21 protein-coding genes and 1 riboswitch are annotated in these 20,753 nt (G+C 60.4%); of the genes, 9 read left to right on the forward strand and 12 right to left on the reverse strand.

Features of this window, described 5'->3' with window-relative positions:
* Nucleotides 1-44 precede the first annotated feature (44 nt).
* The 5 genes from QP093_RS03735 to QP093_RS03755 form a co-directional block, all read right to left on the reverse strand.
* Nucleotides 45-701 carry a TenA family protein gene (locus QP093_RS03735; protein WP_285014782.1) on the reverse strand — a complete coding sequence of 219 codons (657 nt, stop codon included), beginning with the start codon at nt 699-701 and terminating at the stop codon, nt 45-47.
* Nucleotides 698-1,498 carry a bifunctional hydroxymethylpyrimidine kinase/phosphomethylpyrimidine kinase gene (thiD, locus tag QP093_RS03740; RefSeq protein ID WP_285014783.1) on the reverse strand — a complete coding sequence of 267 codons (801 nt, stop codon included), beginning with the start codon at nt 1,496-1,498 and terminating at the stop codon, nt 698-700. The genes QP093_RS03735 and thiD overlap by 4 nt, the downstream gene beginning before the upstream one ends.
* A gap of 129 nt (nt 1,499-1,627) precedes the next feature.
* The gene (gene thiE, locus QP093_RS03745; protein ID WP_285014784.1) at nt 1,628-2,362 is read right to left on the reverse strand and encodes a thiamine phosphate synthase; all 735 of its coding nucleotides are present in this window, start codon (nt 2,360-2,362) and stop codon (nt 1,628-1,630) included.
* Nucleotides 2,325-3,125: a hydroxyethylthiazole kinase gene (thiM, locus tag QP093_RS03750; RefSeq protein ID WP_285014786.1), complete on the reverse strand. Its 801-nt coding sequence runs from the start codon at nt 3,123-3,125 to the stop codon at nt 2,325-2,327. Before thiM ends, thiE begins: the two co-directional genes overlap by 38 nt.
* A riboswitch (TPP riboswitch) is annotated at nt 3,115-3,202 on the reverse strand. It overlaps the preceding gene by 11 nt.
* A 55-nt stretch (nt 3,203-3,257) precedes the next feature.
* On the reverse strand, nt 3,258-4,730 hold the full coding sequence (locus QP093_RS03755) for a L,D-transpeptidase family protein (protein ID WP_285014787.1): 1,473 nt from the start codon (nt 4,728-4,730) through the stop codon (nt 3,258-3,260).
* A 127-nt stretch (nt 4,731-4,857) separates the two neighbouring features.
* Between QP093_RS03755 and QP093_RS03760 the strand changes: the two genes are divergently transcribed.
* Genes QP093_RS03760 through QP093_RS03770 form a run of 3 tightly spaced genes read left to right on the forward strand, consistent with a single transcriptional unit; the run spans nt 4,858 to nt 7,706 of the window.
* Nucleotides 4,858-6,174 carry an AMP-binding protein gene (locus tag QP093_RS03760; RefSeq protein ID WP_285014788.1) on the forward strand — a complete coding sequence of 439 codons (1,317 nt, stop codon included), beginning with the start codon at nt 4,858-4,860 and terminating at the stop codon, nt 6,172-6,174.
* Nucleotides 6,175-7,056, forward strand: a complete 882-nt coding sequence (locus QP093_RS03765; RefSeq protein WP_285014789.1) for a 1,4-dihydroxy-2-naphthoate polyprenyltransferase — start codon at nt 6,175-6,177, stop codon at nt 7,054-7,056.
* A 41-nt stretch (nt 7,057-7,097) separates the two neighbouring features.
* Nucleotides 7,098-7,706 (forward strand): hypothetical protein, encoded by a 609-nt coding sequence (locus QP093_RS03770; protein ID WP_285014790.1) that lies wholly within the window; start codon nt 7,098-7,100, stop codon nt 7,704-7,706.
* Between the two features lie 13 nt (nt 7,707-7,719).
* On the opposite strand, the gene QP093_RS03775 is transcribed toward QP093_RS03770, so the two are convergent.
* From QP093_RS03775 to QP093_RS03790, 4 genes are all read right to left on the reverse strand, one after another.
* On the reverse strand, nt 7,720-7,917 hold the full coding sequence (locus QP093_RS03775; RefSeq protein WP_285014792.1) for a hypothetical protein: 198 nt from the start codon (nt 7,915-7,917) through the stop codon (nt 7,720-7,722).
* Between the two features lie 348 nt (nt 7,918-8,265).
* Entirely contained in the window at nt 8,266-8,934 is a 669-nt protein-coding gene (locus tag QP093_RS03780) for a histidine phosphatase family protein (protein WP_285014793.1), read from the reverse strand.
* A gap of 97 nt (nt 8,935-9,031) precedes the next feature.
* Complete coding sequence (locus tag QP093_RS03785) at nt 9,032-9,130, reverse strand: 30S ribosomal protein bS22 (RefSeq protein ID WP_003792170.1); 99 nt, start codon at nt 9,128-9,130, stop codon at nt 9,032-9,034.
* Between the two features lie 94 nt (nt 9,131-9,224).
* Nucleotides 9,225-9,443, reverse strand: a complete 219-nt coding sequence (locus QP093_RS03790; RefSeq protein WP_070725342.1) for a helix-turn-helix domain-containing protein — start codon at nt 9,441-9,443, stop codon at nt 9,225-9,227.
* A 161-nt stretch (nt 9,444-9,604) separates the two neighbouring features.
* On the opposite strand from QP093_RS03790, the gene QP093_RS03795 reads away from it, so the two are divergent.
* The 6 genes from QP093_RS03795 to disA all read left to right on the forward strand — a co-directional run bounded on the left by QP093_RS03795 (nt 9,605) and on the right by disA (nt 17,379).
* A complete protein-coding gene (locus tag QP093_RS03795; RefSeq protein ID WP_285014795.1) occupies nt 9,605-10,678 on the forward strand; it encodes a LacI family DNA-binding transcriptional regulator in 1,074 nt (357 codons plus the stop codon).
* Nucleotides 10,679-10,901: 223 nt separating this feature from the next.
* A complete protein-coding gene (locus QP093_RS03800; protein WP_285014797.1) occupies nt 10,902-12,557 on the forward strand; it encodes a glycoside hydrolase family 32 protein in 1,656 nt (551 codons plus the stop codon).
* A 47-nt stretch (nt 12,558-12,604) separates the two neighbouring features.
* Nucleotides 12,605-14,146 (forward strand): TrkH family potassium uptake protein, encoded by a 1,542-nt coding sequence (locus QP093_RS03805; protein WP_083314336.1) that lies wholly within the window; start codon nt 12,605-12,607, stop codon nt 14,144-14,146.
* Between the two features lie 40 nt (nt 14,147-14,186).
* Nucleotides 14,187-14,855: a potassium channel family protein gene (locus tag QP093_RS03810; RefSeq protein WP_058237217.1), complete on the forward strand. Its 669-nt coding sequence runs from the start codon at nt 14,187-14,189 to the stop codon at nt 14,853-14,855.
* Nucleotides 14,856-14,899: 44 nt separating this feature from the next.
* Nucleotides 14,900-16,270, forward strand: a complete 1,371-nt coding sequence (radA, locus tag QP093_RS03815; RefSeq protein WP_092649142.1) for a DNA repair protein RadA — start codon at nt 14,900-14,902, stop codon at nt 16,268-16,270.
* 38 nt (nt 16,271-16,308) lie between these two features.
* Nucleotides 16,309-17,379, forward strand: a complete 1,071-nt coding sequence (gene disA, locus QP093_RS03820; protein WP_070725337.1) for a DNA integrity scanning diadenylate cyclase DisA — start codon at nt 16,309-16,311, stop codon at nt 17,377-17,379.
* A gap of 18 nt (nt 17,380-17,397) precedes the next feature.
* Here the strand turns inward: disA and QP093_RS03825 are convergent, their stop codons facing one another.
* The 3 genes from QP093_RS03825 to folB all read right to left on the reverse strand — a co-directional run bounded on the left by QP093_RS03825 (nt 17,398) and on the right by folB (nt 20,752).
* Entirely contained in the window at nt 17,398-18,066 is a 669-nt protein-coding gene (locus QP093_RS03825) for a hypothetical protein (protein ID WP_070725335.1), read from the reverse strand.
* A gap of 101 nt (nt 18,067-18,167) precedes the next feature.
* Nucleotides 18,168-18,656: a DUF3180 domain-containing protein gene (locus QP093_RS03830; protein ID WP_285014802.1), complete on the reverse strand. Its 489-nt coding sequence runs from the start codon at nt 18,654-18,656 to the stop codon at nt 18,168-18,170.
* Complete coding sequence (folB, locus tag QP093_RS03835) at nt 18,653-20,752, reverse strand: dihydroneopterin aldolase (RefSeq protein ID WP_285014803.1); 2,100 nt, start codon at nt 20,750-20,752, stop codon at nt 18,653-18,655. The genes QP093_RS03830 and folB overlap by 4 nt, the downstream gene beginning before the upstream one ends.
* Nucleotide 20,753: the final 1 nt, after the last annotated feature.

Below are 20,753 nucleotides of genomic sequence, written 5' to 3' on the forward strand. Positions count from 1 at the left end.
GTGACCTCACTGCGCCGGCCGACAACTGTCGGTGGCCTCGCGCATTACAGTGGCCACTGCTGACCTGTCCACGCAGCGTCGAAGAACATCCACTCATAGCGCGACGCAACTTCGAAGGCTTTCGCCATACGTTCCCTCCCCGCATCATCGCTGGCCTGCGCATACTGGTCCGCGTAGTCCTTTGCGCGCCGTGTTGCTTCCTCGAATTCTGGCCCCGTGTAGGTTCTGATCCAGTCACCGTAGGGGTGTGCGTCCAGCTCATCCTCGGAGTGGACACCCTCGCGGAGCCGATGCCCGACGAAATCGTAGAGCCAAAAGCATGGCAGCACTGCTGCAATGCCAACCCCCTGCGTCTCGGCATGCGTGCTGGCCAGCAGGAATGACATGTAGGCGCGACATGTGGGGTTCATGATTGCCCCCTCAAGGACGTCCACATGTGAGGCGTGCAGCGAACGCTCATCCACCATTGTCTGATGCGCACACCCCGACCAGAACGTCACTTCGTCAGCGTCACTGGCGCCAGCTGCCAGTGCGGACAAGGCGCGCGAATAGTCGATCAGGTACAACGCATCTTGGCGTAGGTACTCGTGGAATGTCTCCAGCTCAAGCGACCCGTCGGCAAGTGCGCAGACAAAGGGATGCTCACTGATCGCGTTGCGCACCGGTTCGATGCGCTGCCATACCTGGTCGGTAAAACTCATGATTCCTCCTTCCACAGGTCGACAAAGTGATGAACGGGACCGTGCCCCCTGCCCACATCGAGCGAGTCGGCAGCCAGGAGCGCGCGCGTCAAGTAATCCTTTGCCTGAGCAATCGCATCAACCCAGGTGTCTGTGCGGGGGCGTCTGGCCGCTATGGCACTGGACAGCGTGCATCCGGTGCCGTGAGTGTTCTGTGTGTCAACACGCGTCCCCTTCAGGAATGTGACCCCGTCACCATCAATCAGCACGTCTGTGGACGTGTCGGTCAAGTGTCCGCCTTTGATGAGGACGCGGGTCATGCCGCGCGCGAGAAGTTCCTTGCCCTGGTCGGTTGCTTCGTCCAGCGTTGTCGCCACATCGCAATCCAGCAGCACGGCTGCTTCGTGCAGATTCGGGGTAATCAGGTCAGCTTTCATGCACAGGTCGCGTACAGCGTCAACTGCGTCCTCGTCAACCAGTCGGTCACCGGAGGTCGCCACCATGACGGGGTCAAAAATCGTGTTCGAAAGGCGCGGCAGATACTCACCGATTGCGGCCGCAAGTTCCGCGCTTGCCACCATTCCCACTTTCGTGGCGTCCGGAGTGATGTCGTCCAGCAGCGTGTCCATCTGTTGGCGCACGAAGTCCACCGGGACGGGGAACACGCCTCGCACTCCTTGCGTCGATTGGGCGGTCAGCGCCGTAATGACACTCATTCCGTAAGCTCCTGAGGCGCTGAACGATTTGAGATCTGCCTGAATGCCTGCCCCACCGCTGGGGTCCGATCCGGCGATTGTTAGGGCTTTGACTGTTTTCATAAAATGTTCTCCTTCATCGCATGGATGATGCATGTGCTGCCATTCGGGGCTTGAATCATGAACTGGCGGGCGCACTGGGTACATGGCCGGCAAGTGCTGAGTCCCTTCCTCGGGGTCTGAATTGGGTGGTTAGTGACCCGCGCTGCGCAGGCCTTCTGCCCATTGATCTGCCAGTTCGCGTGCAGCTTCGCGCGCGTCGGGTGCTAGGCAAATTGCGGATACGACGGCCGCTCCGTCCAATCCTTCACGTGCCAGCGGTGCCATATCCGGTGCTTTGATGCCTCCGATTGCCACCGACGGCAGGTGTGTGCTGCGTGCGATCTGTCCTGTTCCATCGATGCCATGTTCCTCGGGAGCATCGGTTTTCGTGGAGGTATCACGCACGACGCCAATGCCGATGTAGTCGACGCGCCCCGGGTTCTCTTCGGCTTCCTTCAGTTCCTCAGGGGTGGAGGCCGACAAACCGATGATGGCCTCGGGGCCGATCAGCTTGCGGACAAGGGCAACCGGCAAGTCGGTTTGTCCAACGTGGACGCCTGCAACGTTCGCACCTGCCAGGCGTGCCGCCAGGAATACGTCCACACGATCATTGATCAGGAGTGTGACCGAGTCAGCGACAGCGTCGGCCACTTCCATCACTTCGTTGAAGAAATCCAGTGACTCGGCATCTTTACACCGAAGCTGCACGCATGTCACTCCTCCGGCGACAGCTTCTGCCACCGTTTGCGCAACGGTGCGTCCCGCAGCGTGGCACATGTCTGCGTCCGTGACAAGATAGATGCTCAGGTCGAGGGATGAGACAGCCTTGTTCATCACTGGCCTGGCCTCACTGCGCGATGATGGTGACGCGTTCAAAGTCCTCATCGCGGAAGTTGTCCAGCGCGTCGAGGAACTCCATTTGGAACGTGCCGGTTCCGCGTGCACGCTCCGCCGCGATTTCCGAGGCCGCCGCATACAGTGCGTGAACAGCAACCAAACCGTCAAGCTGGGTCCGAGCCACAGAGGCGAACGCGCCGGCCAGCGCGCCAAGTGAGCATCCCGCCCCAGTGATGCGGGTCAGCATATCTGAGCCACCCTCGACACGCACGATTGCGTCGGCTGAGACGATCGCATCGGACTTGCCGGACACAGCCACCAACGATCCATATTCGCTGTTGATGCGGCGGGCGGCATCGATGGCGGCGTCCACCGCATCAGCGGAGTCAACACCGCGGCCGCCTTCTCCCAGACCTGCCAGAGCAATGATTTCCGACGGGTTGCCTCGCACAATTGACGGGCCGAGGGCGACCAGCTGATGCGCGAGCTGTGTGCGCACCGGCAGTGGCCCGATGGCAACCGGGTCAAGAACCCAGCATGTGCCTGCTTCCTTGGCGCTGGTGGCGGACTCCAGAGCGGCTTCGCACTGAGTCGGCGTCGGGGTTCCCAGGTTGATCAGCACAGCGTTGGCAATTGCGGCAAAGGGGCCGGATTCGCCGGGAATATCGACCATTGCCGGTGCTGCCCCAATGGCAAGCAGGGCGTTGGCCGTAAAGTTCGTGACTACCGAGTTGGTGATGGCTCCAACGAGCGGGTGGTGTGTTCTGACAGCGTGTAAAGCGTCGACGCATTGGGTATGGAAATTCTCCATCGGACATTCCTTCGTCAGCATTATCTGGACAGGTTCAACGGGTTTGATCTCAGCGTGAAGCACCCCGTGTCACTGATCACAATGCTATCAGGTTTATACGAAAAGGTCGAACTGCAATGATGAGCCTGCTGCTCAGTAGTGTGACACCACCACTGTGCCGACAGGGGCCCAGTTATAGATCCACTGCGCACCATCAACCGGCATATTGACACAACCGTGCGAGCCACCTTCACCTGACCAGCCAAAAGAGCTGCGTGAGGGCGCGCCGTGCAACGCGTAGTCACCGTGGAAGTATGACACCCACGGTGTGTATGTGCAGTAGTCGTAGCCGGGGCTGCAGCCCATCATCTGGTCCTGATGCTTGAGGTAGATGCGGAACGTCCCGGTAACGGTTTCCCACCCGGGCTTGCCGGGAACCATCGGGATCGGGCCCTGGACAACAGTTGCACCTTCGTAGGCGGTCACTGATGCGTTCGACAGGTCCACGTCGATCCACTTTTCACCAGGAGCTGCCTGATACACCTTGTCGCCAGCACCATCCGCAATCTCGCGGGTGGTGAATTCGGGTTCGGTCTGGTCGTAGTCAAAATCGCCTTCGTAGGCGGTGCCGTCTTTCAGGGCTGCGAGCAGCTCATCGGCCACCTCGCCAGCGTTGTTGACGGTCCATCCGCTCTTACCTGGATCCGCGACCGCGACAACGTCCCCACGCGAATTGACGTTCTTGACACCCTTCGTGGGCTCTTCGTTGGTGGACAGCGCGGTCGATTCAACCCACGCGCGAACCGGTTTCTCATTCCACGTGACATCAAGTGCGCCTGTGTTGGCGGCAGCACCCTTGCCACCAGCTCCGCCCGCGGCGTTCAGATCCGGCAGCGCGATCCACGTCGAGCGTTCACGCGCATCGGGTGAGTAGGTGTGAATACCGTCAGTAATCGATACAGGAATTTCCAGCATCGTGTTCGCCTTGTCTGCAAGCTGCTGAGCAATTTGCGTGGTCACCGTCGGGCTGACGGCGATCATCGGCAAGTCAATGTCCTGGGTAGTCAGCGTGCGCGCAGCTTCATCGCATGCACTGGCAAGCTGCTCGAGGTCGACACTGTGCCCTTCCTGTGCTTCAATCACGCTGAATGTGCCACCGTCTTCGTTGAACTGGATGGAACCTTCGCGTACGGGCTGGTCAACAGAGGCGGAAACTTTCTGGGTCAATGCCTGCGCAGCCGCATCATCTCGCGAGGTCACCACCTGGACATCCCGCGAGGTAAACAGTGAGGAGATGCGTGACAGGATCGAACCGTTGGGAGCGAACACATCATCCAGCGTGGCGTCGGTGTCGATGGTGATTCCCGCTTCTTCCAGCGTCGCGCTGGTCAGCGTACCGTCAACCGTCACATTGATGCTGGCGTGTGAGGCTCGCTCTTGCAGGCCTTGGGCAATTTCGTCGCGGTTTTGTCCGGACACGGACTGTCCGGCGACAGTGGTTCGCGGCAAGGCGCGGTCAGCGAAGTAGGCCGCGTACGCACCCACACCGATCACTGCAACGAGCAGTGCTCCCAGTAATGCGATCAGCGCCCATGAGGCTTTCGCTGAGAGCTTCCCAATAGTCATACCTCGATAGTAACGAGGCTATCGGTGCAATTCCATGTCGACTTGCCCACGATCTCATCTCCGCACACGTTAATTGACCGATTGGGCATTACGATGGTTCAGAAAAGCCGTTTGTAAAGGAGGACAAGTGCAGACCCCTCGTGTCTTAGTCGTTCCGGGAGGCACTTCCGTTGGAGCAGCGGCTTTGGCTTACGCCTCGCTCAGCAAACTGGCTGAACAGGCACGCACAGCATCAGACGGCGCCATGGACGAGGCACCCTCGTCGCACAAGCGAACAGTCGTGGTCATGCGTCCTCCCAGCGAGATCCCCCATACGTCCTTGCGCCATCTTCAAACCGATGTGTCACACGCTTTTCCTGAACTACCCGAAGACGTCCGCAATGACTTGGCTCTTCTGGACGGCGTCGACGTGGTGATTCCGACGTCGGGGTCATCAACGGGAACGCCTCACCTCGTTGGCCTGTCCACCGAGGCATTAATCGCATCCGTGCACTCCACTCACGCGGCGCTGGAGGGGCCGGGGCGTTGGATTCTTGCGCTTCCTGCCCATCACATCGCCGGTGCTCAGGTCCTCATGCGCAGTGCAGTCGCCGGTTTCAGCCCGATGGTGGTGGACACGGATTCAGGTTTCCGCCCCGCTGACCTGCTCTCTTCCATCGCGGGTGCCACTCAGGATTCACAGGTGCCAGGGTATCTCTCGCTGGTACCCGTGCAGCTGCGAGCGTGTTTGGATGCCGGTGAGGAAGTTATTCGCGCACTGGCCTCGCTTGCCGGTGTCCTCGTCGGCGGTTCTTCCATAACCAAGGAACTCCTGCAGGCTGCGCGCAACCACGGCATTCGGGTGGTCACGACCTATGGCATGACTGAAACGGGTGGCGGCTGCGTGTACAACTCGCGTCCCTTGCCGGGGGTAACGGTCCGCGCTGTCGACGTTGACGGGCAATCACGCCTGGCAATTGCCGGGCCCATGCTCATGACAAAGTACCTGGACGGCCCCTCCCCCTTCATTGACGAGGGTGGCGCACGGTGGCTGCTGACAGGTGATATCGGTCGAATTGCCTCCAATGGCGACGTTCAGGTGCTGGGGCGCAGCGATGATGTCATCGTGACGGGCGGCCTGTCAGTGGCACCTGGTCCGGTTCGTGATGCCGTGTTGTCAGCTCCGGGTGTGCGTGACAGTTGGATCCTCGATCTTGAAGACGAACGCTGGGGGCACGTGGTCACCGCCGCGGTGGTGCGCGATAGCTCGCACAGTGCGGATCTGGATTCATGGGCGCGCTCCATTCGCGATCACGTGGGAGCGCGTCTGGGCCGAGCGCAGGCTCCACGCGTTGTCGTACCGCTTCACACACTGCCCATGCTGGAATCCGGGAAAGTTGACCGGAGCCGTGTGCGGGCACTGGTGATGGAACAGATCGAACACGGGGAGCACTGGCGACGCTAAATGGCAACTGTTCAAGACTGGATTGAGGGCGCCCGCCTTCGCACACTTCCGGCCGCTCTTGCGCCCGTGATTGTGGGAACTGCGGCTGCAGCTGAGCTGGATCAGTTGCACTGGGGGCGCGCATTGCTCGCACTGTGTGTGGCGCTGGCTTTGCAAATCGGTGTGAACTTTTCGAATGACTATTCTGACGGCGTGCGTGGAACGGATGACTTTCGCACCGGACCGCCGCGTTTGACGAGCGGCGGCTCGGTCTCTCCGCGCGTCGTCCTGGCAGTGGCGCTGGCTTGTTTCGCTGTGGCAGGCGTGGCCGGTCTGGTTCTGATCGCATTGTCTGGCCAGTGGTGGTTGCTGGTGGTGGGCGTCGCGGCAGTTGCCGCCGCATGGTTTTACACTGGTGGACGCAATCCGTACGGGTATATGGGTGTGGGGCTGTCCGAGCTGATGGTGTTCATTTTCTTCGGGTTGGTCGCAACTGTGGGCACCACATGGACGCAGACTCTGGGTGCTCCCTGGTGGGTGTGGTGTGCCGGAGCAGGCATGGGGTTCGAATCGATCGCCTTGCTCATGGTGAATAACTTACGTGACATTCCCACGGACAGGGCCTCTGGGAAGATGACGCTGGCTGTACGTTTGGGTGATCCCGCTTCGCGAGCGGCGTATTGCGCGCTCCTCGTGGCCGCAGTTGTGGTGCTGGTGATCAGTGTGCATTCCCCGTGGTGGGCGGTGTGTGTGGCCGCTGTTCTGATGGCCGTCACCGTCATTCCCGGTATTCGAATCGTTCTTAGCGGTGCGGTTGGCCGCGATCTGATACGCGCCTTGAAGTACACGGGGATCGCGACGCTGGCGTGCGCCGTCATCGTTTCAGTGGCCATCGTCATCTAAGTCGTGTCGAGGCATGGTCGTTCCTGACCTAAAATGGTGGGATGGTTCGTATTCTTGCCGTTGTCCTGTGGATTGCCGTCACTATTTACGCAATCGCTGACTGGGCACGCACTCCTGATGATGAAGTGCCTGGTCGTATCGGCCGTATGTGGTGGCTGACGATCATCGTCATCACGATGCCGTTTATTTCCATCGGGTCAATCGTGTGGATCCTGCTGCGAACCATCACGCGCGCCGAATCCGGGGAAACCACGGGGTTGTCGGACTTGACATCAGAATCGAATCCGCTGCGTTCTGGATGGTCCCGGCGACCTGACCGTTCGCAGTCCTCGCAGCGTCGCGAACCACTGGCACCCGACGATGATCCGGATTTCCTGTTCCGCCTGGAACGTGACATTCAGCGCCGCCGACGCGAGCAGGCTCGCAATGAGGAAGCGCACGGAGATCACGCGAAGCCCGTTGACAGCGATTCTGACGTTCTCGACGAGCGCGATCATGAAGAGCCGCCGACTGGTTCCGGTTCGGCTTCCGGTCATGACGCCCCCACCGACACTGGCGTTTCTGACTCTGAATCGGGCTCTGATTCGGATTCCGACTCCGACTCTGGCGCTGGCCGTGACGATCCGTCGGATGAAGACCCCCAGCGCTAGGTTGCGCTGACGCTCAGCCCTTTTCTGGTCGGAAGTGCATCTTGTGCCCCGTCCCTCCCGCCCCGTCCCGTCCCCACGTGTCGATCTCGCGCTTATTTGAGCGCGCCGCCACTGTCTGTCGCCACTGTTTGCGCAGGTCACGCGTGTCCGGGTGGAAATGCTGGCTCGCGCGCCACGGCCAGATCGACAGTTGGGTGTCTGGAGTCGACACGTGGGAATCCGGAATCGACAGGTAGGGACACCGGGCCGATTCGGCGATGCGTGCCTTGAAATCCGACAGATGATCAACGAGTCAAGGTCATTGAGCCCCCGAATGATCAACCAGTCAAGGTAGATGCGTCATCTGGGCGACAACACCACGGAAGCAACAGTGACTTTTCCGCAGTATTATGCGGTTCTCACGTGGTGAGATGCGCGACTGTGGCCCGATTACCTTGACCGGTTGACTGCCCGTTTTCGTAAGACCTCGACCGGTTGATTCTTACCTCGACCGGTTGATTCTTACCTCGACCGGTTGTCAGGTACCTTGACCGGTTGACGCGCCGCGCTGGCCCCCCAGCTACCGTTTGAGCTGAGCTTCCGACGCACCTGGAGTCATGTCGGCCGCATGAGCCAACATGTCCTTGCATGGTTCGGAATAGTCGAGACCCACCAGCGTCGAGCCGCTGAAATGGAAGCTCGTCACCGATGCCAGGGAACACACACGAGACAGTGTCGAGTGTGCCAACATGCGACCCTGCACGAAACGAGTCAGCGCTGTGATCGGCATTTGGTGAGAAACCACCAACGCTTCATGCCCGCGGGCCTTGTCCAGGGCTGAGGAAACTGCCGCACTCATTCGCGACGCAGCATCAGCATAGGATTCTCCCCACGAGGGACGTAACGGATTGAGATAGAGGTGCCAGTAACGCGGATGCAGTAAGAGTGCACGGTTGGCGTTAATGGGCAGACCCTCGAAAGCTGAATCTGCTTCGATCAGGCGCACGTCCGCCTGGACAGGTACGTCAAAGGCCCGCGCGGTCGGAGCAGCGCTCTGCTGAGCACGTTTGAGTGGCGATGCAATAATGGCCGTGACATCGGCGCCCTCGTCAATGAGGTACTGAGCGACCCGTTCCGCCATCGCGTGCCCGAGCTCAGTCAGGCCGAATCCAGGGAGCCTTCCGTACAGAACACCGTCGGGATTATCGACTTCCCCGTGGCGCATCACGTGGATCGTTGTCAGTTCCATGGTTGTCACCCTTCGATGGGTTTGTGCCGCTGGTCGGCTACTCAGGTTGATCAGATATAAAACGAGACCCGACCACGATGGCCGGGCCCCGGTCGCGTCACTTCTTGTTACGACGCTGGTGCCGTGTCTTGCGCAGCAACTTGCGGTGCTTCTTCTTTGCCATGCGCTTACGGCGTTTCTTGATAACGGAACCCATAGGGCCCTCCCTCGTCATTCACAAATTGAATGCAGTCATGATGGTGCATGACAGCTACGGTCTGGGGTACCTCGAAAGATACAACCCTACTATCCTACCCGCTTATTCCACTTTGACGTTCATCGGACCATTGCGCAAGGCCGGCATCGATGATGTGACTCACTGCAGCCTCGGGCACTCTGAAGCTGCGGCCGACGCGAAGAGCAGGCAATTCACCCTTGTTAATCAAGCGGTAGACAGTCATTTTGGACACACGCATGAGATCTGCCACTTCCGCAACCGTCATAAAACGGGGCGCAGGTGAAGAGTCCATTGCGTCTCCCAAAAACAAAGAGGCGGGCAGGTCTGATCACTGCTCCGAGAAGCCTCGAGCCCTATCTTAATGCCATTCAGGACTTTTTCAGCAACTATCGACGAAAAACCTCCTCATCCACTTTCACTCTTTTGTATACACAGAGGTTTATTCTGATCCACATGGAAAGCCGCATTACGATCGCTGATATCGCGCAGCATGTCGGGCTGTCCACCGCGACGGTCAGCATGGCGCTCAATAGCGTTCACAAGTCACGCATCCCTGAGGCCACCATTGAACGCGTCCAGCAGGCTGCTCGCCACCTTGGCTATGTACCCAATCTCACAGCGCGTAATTTACGTACCGGCACGACATCGACGGTTGGATTCGTTTCCAGTGGAGTGACCGTTACTCGATTCGCATCGCAGATGATCCGTGGAATCCTCGACACCGCAGACGAGCATTCCTTCTCAGTCCTCATGATGGAAGTCGACCGAAGCCCCGACGGCATGGCGCGCGCACTGAGCGGCCTCAGGTCCCGCGCAGTCGAAGGATTTGCAGTCGGCCTGATGTCCCCACGCCTGGTCTCCTTGCCGCATTTGACGTCAGGATTGCCCGGAGTAATCATTAACGGCCAGGCCGACGGGTGGCATTCGATCATGCCTGACGAGGAAGACGCGGGTCGCCGTGCCATTGCCTACCTGCGAGCGCATGGGCACCGTCGCGTGGCTCTGATCGGGCGCTATCCGACTGACCCCGCACCCGAAGTATCCATCTGCATAGGAGCCCGCTTGCGCGGTATTGACGCAGGATGCGCTGCGTCAGGCGTACAGATCGTTGATGAGGCTCCTGGGGAAGCATGGGAGTCTCCGCTGGGCTTCGAAGGTGCGAATGCGATCCTCGATCGACTGGATCGCAGCGGCGCAGCGGCCATCGTTGCAGCCAACGACCGAATCGCGATGGGCGTGTACCAGGCGCTCTGTGATCGGAACCTGCGGGTGCCTGACGACATGTCGGTGCTCTCGTTTGACGATGAGCCACTTGCCAACATGATGCGCCCGCCGGTGACGACGCTGCATCTGCCGTACCTGGAGATGGGCGCCCTTGGGATGGAGTTCCTGGTTGACTGTGCCCGCTCACATGGGCGGGCACAGAAGAATGCAGATAATCAGTCATCGCAGTCGGAGCCCCACTCGGAACCAACCCTTGTTCATGTGCCGATCGTGGAGCGGGACTCCGTTCGCACAATTGGGTAGCGCCCTCTGCTGGGCACGGCCTGGCGCCCTCTGCTGGACAATGACTCGCGCCACCAGCGAGGCGGCGCTACCTGGCGCCTTATGTGAAAGCTGCCTCGCAGCGTCAGGTGAACGCTGGCAGGCATCGCCTTGAAGCGCGCCACCGATGCTGTTTACAGTGACGGGGACAGCTTGGATACCTTTTCGCGCCCATTACTGGCGCATCACAGGAGGCTGACACCTGATGAGTACGCCGACGGATTCGCACAATATCGAGCCGACCAATGAAGGCGCACAGATCCCCGAACAGGAAGATCACCTGAACGCTGGGAATACGCATGCCTTGGCACACGAGCAGCATCCCCTGCCCCACGCACCGCTCACCCTCACACACGAGCAGGCGCTGGAACGCGCTGAAAGAGCCTCTGACCAGCTTGAGCGCGCACGCAACGACCGCTGGTACCCCACCTTCCACATTGCTGCTCGAGCAGGGTGGATCAACGACCCGAACGGACTGTGCTACTTCGACGGTCGCTATCACGCGTTCTATCAGCATCACCCCTACGGCTCCGCATGGGGTCCGATGCACTGGGGCCATGTCTCATCTGCTGACCTGGTGACCTGGCAGCGCGAACGAATCGCCCTCGCCCCCAGCATTCCGGCAGATCAGGACGGCGTTTTTTCCGGCTCCGCCGTCGAGGGGCCAGACGGCCTGCTGTATGTGTTCTACACCGGAAATCGCTGGCTTGACGGCCACGCGGACGGTCGCAACGAGCAGACGCAGTGCCTGGCGGTATCCGAGGACGGCCTGACTTTCCACAAGGAAGGCGTCATTATTGACGCCCCTGGCCTCCCGAACTTCCGTGACCCGAAAGTGTGGCGTCAAGGCGACACGTGGTGCATGGTGCTGGGCGCGACCTCTGAAGCTGCTCGCGGCCAGGTTCACCTGTATACCTCACCGGACCTGCGCACCTGGAGCTTTGACCGCGTCCTGTTCGAAGATCCTGACCCGCACGTCTACATGCTCGAATGCCCTGACTTGTTCCCCTTGGGTGACCACTGGGTACTGTGCTACGGGCCGATGACCAACGCACGCGCATCCGGCTACGCCATGCGTAACGGGCATAACGCCGGTTACGTCGTAGGCGATTGGACGCTGGGCAGCGATTTCCATCCATTGACCGATTACGCCCTGTCTGATTGGGGCTCAAACTACTACGCTCAGCAGACCTTCGAGGCTCCTGATGGCCGACGCATCGCACTGGCATGGATGGGAGCATTCATGCTGCCTCTCGCACCCCAGTACAGCGACAACTGGTCCGGCCAGTTCACCGTGCCGCGCGAGTTGACACTCACCGAGGACCTCAAGCTGGCCGCCACTGCCCTGCCTGAACTCAACAGGCTGGAATGTGGTCGGGACACCCTCGGCACTTTTGTTCTTGACGCGAACCGCGACAGGCTCCTGGTTGACGACGGGGACGCATTCGCCATTGACATGGTTGTTGACCTGTCTGCCACCACCTCTGAGCAGGTTGGATTGCGTGTCAACGAAACATCGGACGGATCCTACACGTGGGTGGCGTACGACGATCTGGCGCGCCGCATCGTTGTCGACAGGCGTACGAAGGCAGGAACTGATCGCGGCTACCGCAGCGCCCCCATCGACATGGACGAGGGTGACTCCCACCTGCGGATGACTGTCCTGGTTGATCGCGGATCGGTGGAAGTGTTCGCGGGGCGCAACACGGCGACTCTTTCTGCTTGTGCTTTCCCTTCTGAGGGTAAACGCCGTACCTCGTTGTCCAGCATCTCCGGGATCATCAGCGTTGAGGAGCTGACCGTGCGCCACTTCGACTCCATCTATTCTGATAACGGGTCCAACCCGCGTACGATGGGCTAGCATCACAGTGCTGACCCGCCTCACGTGATCTGCTTAAAGGAGTTGTTATGGTCCGTTCCTCGCGCCCGCACCGGCGCTCGCTGAAACGGATCAACCGGCCGATCACCACTACATTACTCAGACGGCGACGCTCCCCTATTCGACCGGGTGAACCGCCGAGCCTTGAGTCATCATCAGCGGCACCCCTGGTTCGGCGTGTGGACGGCCCACAGCTCACGCTCCTGCGCAAATCAGGCTGGGACCACCTGCGCGAATGGGTTGAGCAGCGAGCGCGCACGTCACCGGCGCGCCTGGCGATCGCCGTGTTCGCCACGATCGCGATAATCATCACATTGCTGTTACTCTTGCCGTTTTCTTCTGCGACGGGACGGCCCGCGTCATTTGTGGACGTGCTGTTTACCGCAGTGTCGGCAGTGTGTGTCACAGGTCTGACAACGGTCGATACTGCAACGCAGTGGTCCTCTTTCGGGCAGGCTGTCATCGCCACCGGTATTGCGATCGGTGGCCTCGGCGTCATGACCCTGGCTTCCATCCTCGGCTTCGCCGTGTCGCGTCACCTGGGGCTCACGCAGCGCATGCTCGCCGCCATGGAAACAAAGTCGTCCGGTATGGGGCAGGTCGGTTCCCTGCTGCGCGCAGTTGTGGGCACGTCGCTGATTGCCGAGGCAATCCTATTCGTCATATTTCTGCCACGTTTCCTGCAGCTGACGGACTCCGTGGCAGGTGCAATCGGACACGCATTGTTTCTGTCGATCTCCGTATTCAATAACGCCGGATTCGTCATCATTCCAGGTGGTCTTGCGCCCTTCGTGTCCGACTGGTGGATGCTGTTCCCCATCGCACTGGGCACGGCTGTAGGAGCGGTAGGTTTCCCCGTTGTCACCGATGTGGTCGCGCGGTGGCGCACGCCTCGCCGCTGGACGCTCCACACTAAATTGACCATCACGATGTACCTGCTGCTGCTGGTAGTCGGCTCAGTGCTGATGGCTCTGACGGAGTGGGGCAACCCGCAAACCCTGGGGCCGCTTGATACGAGTTCAAAGGTTCTCAATGTGTTCCTGGCGGGAGTCAATAGTCGCTCTTCAGGTCTGTCCGCCCTGAATGTGGGCGGTATGCAGCCTCAGACACACTTCGTCCAGGACATCCTCATGATGATCGGCGGCGGTTCGGCTTCAACTGCAGGCGGTATCAAGGTCTCCACATTTGCCGTCCTCATGCTGGCTGTCGTGGCAGAAGCTCGAGGCGATCACGATATTGAAGCGTACGGCCGCCGCATCCCGCACTCAGTGGTACGTCTCGCCGTTGCCGTGGCGCTCATCGGCTCAGCAATGGTGGCGACCGCAGTAATCATTTTGCTGTCCGTGACGAACTACTCCCTGGACGTCGTCCTCTTTGAGACGGTGTCCGCATTCGCCACGGTGGGTCTGTCCACTGGTATCACTCCGACCCTGCCGACTTTCGCCAAGTATGTGCTCACTATCCTCATGCTCGCCGGACGTATGGGCACGATGACGGTTGCTGCAGCTCTGGCACTGCGTGAACGACGCCGCGTGATCAGAATGCCGGCTGAGCGGCCCATCGTCGGATAGGTCTGCCTCGTTCATCCCGACGCTGTGGGACAATACCACTATGGCAGAAGAAAAACCGCTCGCGTCCGGCACGTTGGTGATCGGGCTGGGACGCTTCGGATCAGCCGTTGCCGCCACGTTGGATCGGCTCGGGCACGAAATTCTCGGTGTGGAAAAGGATCCACGACGCGTCCAGCAATTTGCGGGTCGTATCCCGCTGGTTGAAGCTGATGCGTCCAATGCGGAGGCGCTCGAACAGCTCGGCGCACGCGAGTTTGCGTCGGCAGTTGTCGGGATCGGCTCTTCGCTGGAAGCGTCCGTGCTCATCACTGCCAACCTGGTTGATATTGAGATCCCCTCGATTTGGGCGAAAGCCATCTCACGTGAACACGGACGCATCCTCAAACGCATCGGCGCACACCACGTGGTCTACCCCGAATTTGATGCCGGTCAGCGCACTGCGCACCTGGTGGGTGGCCGCATGCTTGACTACATCGAAATGGATAAGCAGGGCTTCGCCATCATGAAGCTGCGGCCGCCTCAGGAAATTCAGGGATTCACCCTGGCAGAGCTGGATCTTCGCGCACAGTACGGCGTCAACATGCTCGGTGTGATGCGCCCCGGTAAGCCCTTCGAATACGCCGACTCGTCCACACGCATCAACCCGGAGGACATCATTATCGTGTCCGGCGATGCGATGCTGCTTGAGCACTTCGCCCACAGGCCCTGAGCGGTAGGTCTCCAGATGCACATGACGACCTTTATCGTGTGACCATGGCGAAAGACAAAACCACCTTCGAATGCACTGAGTGCGGATGGACGTCCCCGAAGTGGGTCGGTCAGTGTCGTCAGTGCCATGAGTGGGGCACACTGGAAGAAGCTGGCCGTCCCTCCGCGCTGCTGCCGGCTACCGCCACGCCTTCGCGTCAAGCTCAGCCCATTGTGCAGGTGGACGCTCACGCCGCTGACTGCCGATCGACAGGCGTCAGTGAGCTTGACCGTGTCCTTGGCGGTGGAATTGTCCCCGGTGCGGTGGTGTTGCTGGCCGGTGAACCTGGGGTGGGTAAATCGACGCTTTTGCTCGATGTTGCCTCACGCGCCGCCGCGCTGGCGCGGCGCAATGGTGACGGGCCGGTTCTGTACATCACGGGTGAGGAGTCCGCTTCCCAGGTGCGCAACCGCGCAGCCCGTATCGGCGCACTGGATGATGCCCTGCTGCTTGCTGACGAGGCTGACGTGGCCGTGATCGCCGGTCACGTTCAAGCGCAATCTCCTTCACTGCTGATTGTGGATTCCGTTCAGACGGCTTACTCACGCGATGAGCAGGGTGCGGCAGGCGGTGTCACGCAGGTTCGTGCGGTCACTGCGGCGCTGATCAGGCTGGCCAAGGAACGCAACATGCCTGTGCTGTTGGTCGGGCACGTCACCAAGGATGGCGGCATTGCCGGCCCACGCATTCTGGAGCACCTCGTTGATGTGGTCTGTCAGTTCGAGGGTGACCGGCACAATCGCCTGCGTCTGCTGCGCGCTGTGAAGAACCGCTACGGGCCGACCGATGAGGTCGGATGTTTTGAGCTGACCGATACGGGCATCCGCGGGCTTGCTGACCCGTCCGGCCTGTTCTTGTCATCGAACGGGCTGCATGTGCCTGGCTCGTGCACCACGATCACGCTGGAGGGGCGCCGACCGATGCCATTGGAAGTGCAGGCGCTGGTCGCTGCGAGCGCGGGCGGATCACCACGCAGGACAACCGCCGGAGTGGATCATTCCCGTGTCGCCATGATTCTGGCGGTTTTGCAGGCGCGCCTGGGGTTGGACACGTCGTCGGAAGATGTCTACGTGTCGACGGTAGGTGGCGCGAAAGCCAGCGAGCCTGCGGTCGATTTGGCGTGTGCACTGTCAATCGTGTCGGCCTACCGTGGCGAGCCGCTGAGAGATAACCTCGTCGTTTTCGGTGAGGTGGGTCTGACCGGTGAGGTACGCGCGTGCGTGGGAGTACAACGCAGATTGCAAGAGGCAGCGCGTCTGGGTTTGACGCACGCTGTTATCCCTGCGCGCGGAGCTGACGACGTTCGGCCCGTCGACGGTATCGAAATCTTTCCGGTCAGTGATCTAGCCACTGGCGTTCGTGTCGGACTGCCGTAAACTGCAGGTAGGGTGACTTGAAAGAAGGAAGGTGCGCGATGACATCCGATGAGGCGACGTTGCGTGGCGCGCTTCAGGCGATCGCTCCTGGCACCGCTTTGCGTGAGGGGCTGGATCGTATCCAGCGTTCACACACCGGTGCTCTCATTGTCATGGGGATGACTCCTGAGATTGAAGCGATGTGTTCGGGTGGTTTCGAACTCGATGTCGAGTTTTCCGCCTCGGCACTGCGCGAACTGTGCAAGATGGATGGCGCAGTGATTCTCGAGGCCGATTCATGGCGCATCAAGCGAGCCAACGTTCAGTTGCTTCCTGATCCGTCCATCCCCACCAATGAATCAGGTATGCGTCATCGCACTGCGCAACGCACCGCACGCCAGACTGGCGTGCCCGTGCTGTCACTGTCGGCATCCATGCGTCTGATCTCCATTTATGTCGGCGCACTGCACCACTCGGTCGACGAGCCGGAAACACTGTTGTCGCGAACAAATCTGGCTGTGGATACTCTGGACCGCTATTCGCAGCGCCTCGACGAGGTCCTGCAGACCCTGACGATTTTGGAGATGCGCGATTCTGCAACGGTGCGTGATGTTGCCACGGTGATGCAACGCATGGAGATGATCAGGCGCATCACCTCTGAAATCAACGGGTACCTTGAAGAGCTGGGCTCCAATGGGCGTCTCCTCGCCCTGCAGGTGGATGACCTGGTGCGCGGCTCTGCCTCTGAACGTGCCCTGGTTCTGCGCGACTACATCCGGCACACGTCAGAAATTGCGCGCGCCGAATCACACCTGTCCACCCTGGAGGGTGACAAGCTGGTCGATCTGACTGCCATTGCAAACGTTCTGGGACTGCACGTTGCCGACATGTCTGACCTGGATAACGCCATTCAGCCGCGCGGCATACGCGCACTGTCGATGGTTCCCCATCTGCCGTGGAGCATCATTAAGGTGATCGCCTCTGAGTTCACATCGTTGTCAGAACTGCGCGAAGCAAGTACGGAAGATCTTCAACGCATTGAAGGCATTGGCCCGTATCGCGCTGGTCTGATCGTGGAGAATCTGGAACGTCAGCAGGCTATGGCACTGTCAGGAATCGTCGGCTGGTAGCACCAGGAACATCGGCACTTACTCATAGCGCACCTCGAACGTCAAGGGTGTCTTTGTCAGGACGCGACCTGCGAATGAGAGTCGCGCCGTATACCCGCCGGCATCCGCGATATCTGCTTTCCCATCGGAGTCAGTGTCCACGGCCTGGCAGGATGCGTCGTAGATTCGCCCATCCCAGGCTATGTGCCCCGTCCATGACTGATGAGGTCCGAACAGCAATGGGACCTGCCCTGACTGGGATTCGCATGAGGTCGTGTCGTATACCGTGTACCCACCTGTGTCGACCAGCAGACCTGCCTGATCGAATGTCGTGAAGCACTGACGGTTGCTCTTGTTGGTGAACGTGACGTCGAACGAGGTGCCCTGCCCGATCAGGACTGGCGATGCGCCAAGGGCGATGGTGGCCTGAAATGACTGCGGGTCGCACACAGGCACACCGCCGACGGTGGCACCTGACTGTGAACCCTGGCCCGACTGTGCATATGTGTCGCCCGATTGCGCGTGTGCGGTCTGACCGGACTGCACCGCTGTTTGCACCTGCCCTGCCCGCCGGCTTTCCGGTCCGATCGCTCGAGAGATGAGCGTCACGAGGCCCGCGACAAGCGCCACAACGATCAGGAGCAACACCGTGGTCGAAATGATGCGGCGCGGCCACGGATTACGACGGCGACGCACAGATGACTTCATAAATACGACGCTACCGTTCCAGGCTCGATGGGAAGCCGGTGCCACGCCGGTTCGTCACTCATGAGCGTGCCTGCGCGGCGCTTGCAGTGCTCGGTGTGCGTCTACGCGGGGCTTGCTGACCGTGAGGCCTGCGACGCATTTGAATCGTCGTCATCTGACATGTCCACAACACACCAGCGTTCAACAATCAATGCGATCACAGTCAATGCCAAGGCCGCCACTGCGGCGACCAGTGATCGCGTCACACACATCTGCATTGCGGGTGCGTCGATGCGCGCCAGGCACGGCAGAAGGATGCCAACAAAAATACCCACAGAACCTGACCCCACATATGCGCAGGAGCGGGCTGTGACGGCCACGCGAGCAGCGGTCAGTGCGTCGATCCTGTCACTCTTGCGTGCGCGCCACCGACGCACCAACACACCGTAGTAGCCCAGTAGTGCGGAGATCAGCAGATACAGGATCGCCAGGAAGTAGGACACCAGAAGGGGTGAGAGCCCACGTTGGATGAGCAGGGAGTTGACCACCGCACCACATACAGCCGAAACCACAGCGATAACGATGAGGTGAGCGACTGACACAGGTTTCATTGAGCCTGTCCCTCATCGCGCCTGATGACAGGGATATGCCCCGTCACCGTCGGTCGCACTGTTCGTCCACGCACCACCGAAGTGGTCGTTGTCTCATCGTCTGGCAGTGGCCCATGTGGGAACTGGTCAGCGATATGTGGATCGAGGATTGAACGGCGCCGCACGGGTGCCTCGTCCGCATCGTCGATAATGCGCGCCGGGGAGGAAGACTGGAAATTCCAGTCCGGCAGCGCAGGAACATGCGCCTTCCCGCGTCGGCTCGTACTCCGAGAGGCTGCGCCTCGTCTACCACGAGTATCACCCTCAGGCACAGGATCATCGGCGCCGGCATCAGGGTCAGATTCAGCGTCGGTGTGGGCGCGCTCCCCCTCGCCTGAGTTGTGCTCCGAACGCACAGGCACCCACCGTACAGAGCGGTGCCGAAGCAGGGATGAAGGGATCATGATCTCCGATGTGTCCGACATATCCTCACGCGTGGAGGCAACGGGTGGCTCCGGCAATTCGTATCCGCCCTGCTGCGACCCGGCCACTGGTTCGTCGGCGGCAAGCGGCTCATCGGCTGACTCGTTGATTGGCTGGTCGGCCGGCAGGTCGGCTGGCTCGTCGACTGGCGCTTCAGCGGGCACGTCGTCCTGCTCGCGCCTTGCTGCGTCACTGGGCGCAGGCGGCGTTGGTAAAGCGTCGGCTGACACGTCGGTGGGCACGTCGCTTGACGCTTGGGCAGGCGCTTCGGCCTGTTCATGGCGTTCAGAATTGTCGAGGGGCGAGCTTTGCCACTGTTTCCACAGATTGCGCCACAGGACATCCGTACCGGATTCGCTGGGACGCAGCCCGATCTTGGATTCCGGTGGCAACAGATCAAGTTTCGACAGCGGTTCATCCACCTGTGAGGCAAGGACACGATCCGATTCGTCCATGACGCTGGCTGGATCGTCCAACCAGTCTGTCACCGCATCGCGTATTCCGTTGCGATCCGGTGCAGCTAATGCGAGTTGAGCAACGGATGTGGCATTGCCGTGCGCATCCACCAGTTCTGCAAGCGGATCGGCCATATTCCAGGGAACAAGGACAAACGCGCGCTGATGTACGTATGGATGAGGCAGGGTCAGCGTGGGTGTATGGCACGTCGTGCCTTCCACGGTGACGATGTCGATGTCCACTGTGCGCGGCCCCCAGTGTTCGTGGCGCACTCTGCCCAACTCGGCTTCGAAGCCCTGGCACCGTAAGAGCAGCTCTTCAGCGTCGAGCGTCGTGCGTCCAAGCACAACGGCATTCCAGTAATCGCGCTGCGGGGCTGTCCCCTCGTCAATGACTGCCTGGGTACGCAGCAGCGGCGACACGTTATCAACTTCAAAACCGTCCAAGTCAATGAGCTTGCCGACGGCGGCGGCCAGCGTGACGGGCACATTGCCTTCGTTGCCGCCCAAAGCAAGGACAACGTGACGAGTTTGCGCGGCATCATCCAGTCCGTGAGGCTGGTAGGTGGAGGTGCGACGCGGTGGCAGCACTATCGCGTAGTCCACTCTCCTGTTAGAGCTGCCGGCTGTCTTAGCCTCGCCCGGATGCTCACGTACAGCGGAGGTGTTGTCAGCTACCGGACGCTGCACCAACGATGCGGGCACCGGTGGCAGGGGCGGCAATGTCGGACTGGATTTTTCGAGGGGGCCGCGAGCATCCTCAGCTTCATCGGCTCGCTGCAACGTTTCGACATGCAGCGGTGCCTCATCGCACGTGCCGCGGCGAATCGTGACAAGGACATCCGAGAATTGCTGGGCCAGCGGTGCCATCGGCTTATGGACGGTCACTTCCACGCCTTCGACGCGCGGATGCGCCAGAGCGGCATCGGCTACGCGCTGCGCCAGTGTTTCGAGCAGGGACACAGAAGGCCCGGACAAAACGGCGACTGCTTCTTCAGCTATGTCCGCGTAGGACACTGTCTGGTCGATGTCGTCGGAGTGGGCTGCTTCGGTGGTGTCTACCCACAGGGAGATGTCAACGTGGAAAGGCTGTTCTGATTGGCGTTCGGAGTCGAATACTCCGTGCCGTCCGGCTGCGCTCAAGCCTCGTAAGGTGATGATGTCCAGCTTCCGTGCCATC

Source organism: Pauljensenia sp. UMB10120, from assembly GCF_030212035.1.
In the GTDB taxonomy this organism is placed as follows: domain Bacteria; phylum Actinomycetota; class Actinomycetes; order Actinomycetales; family Actinomycetaceae; genus Pauljensenia; species Pauljensenia radingae_A.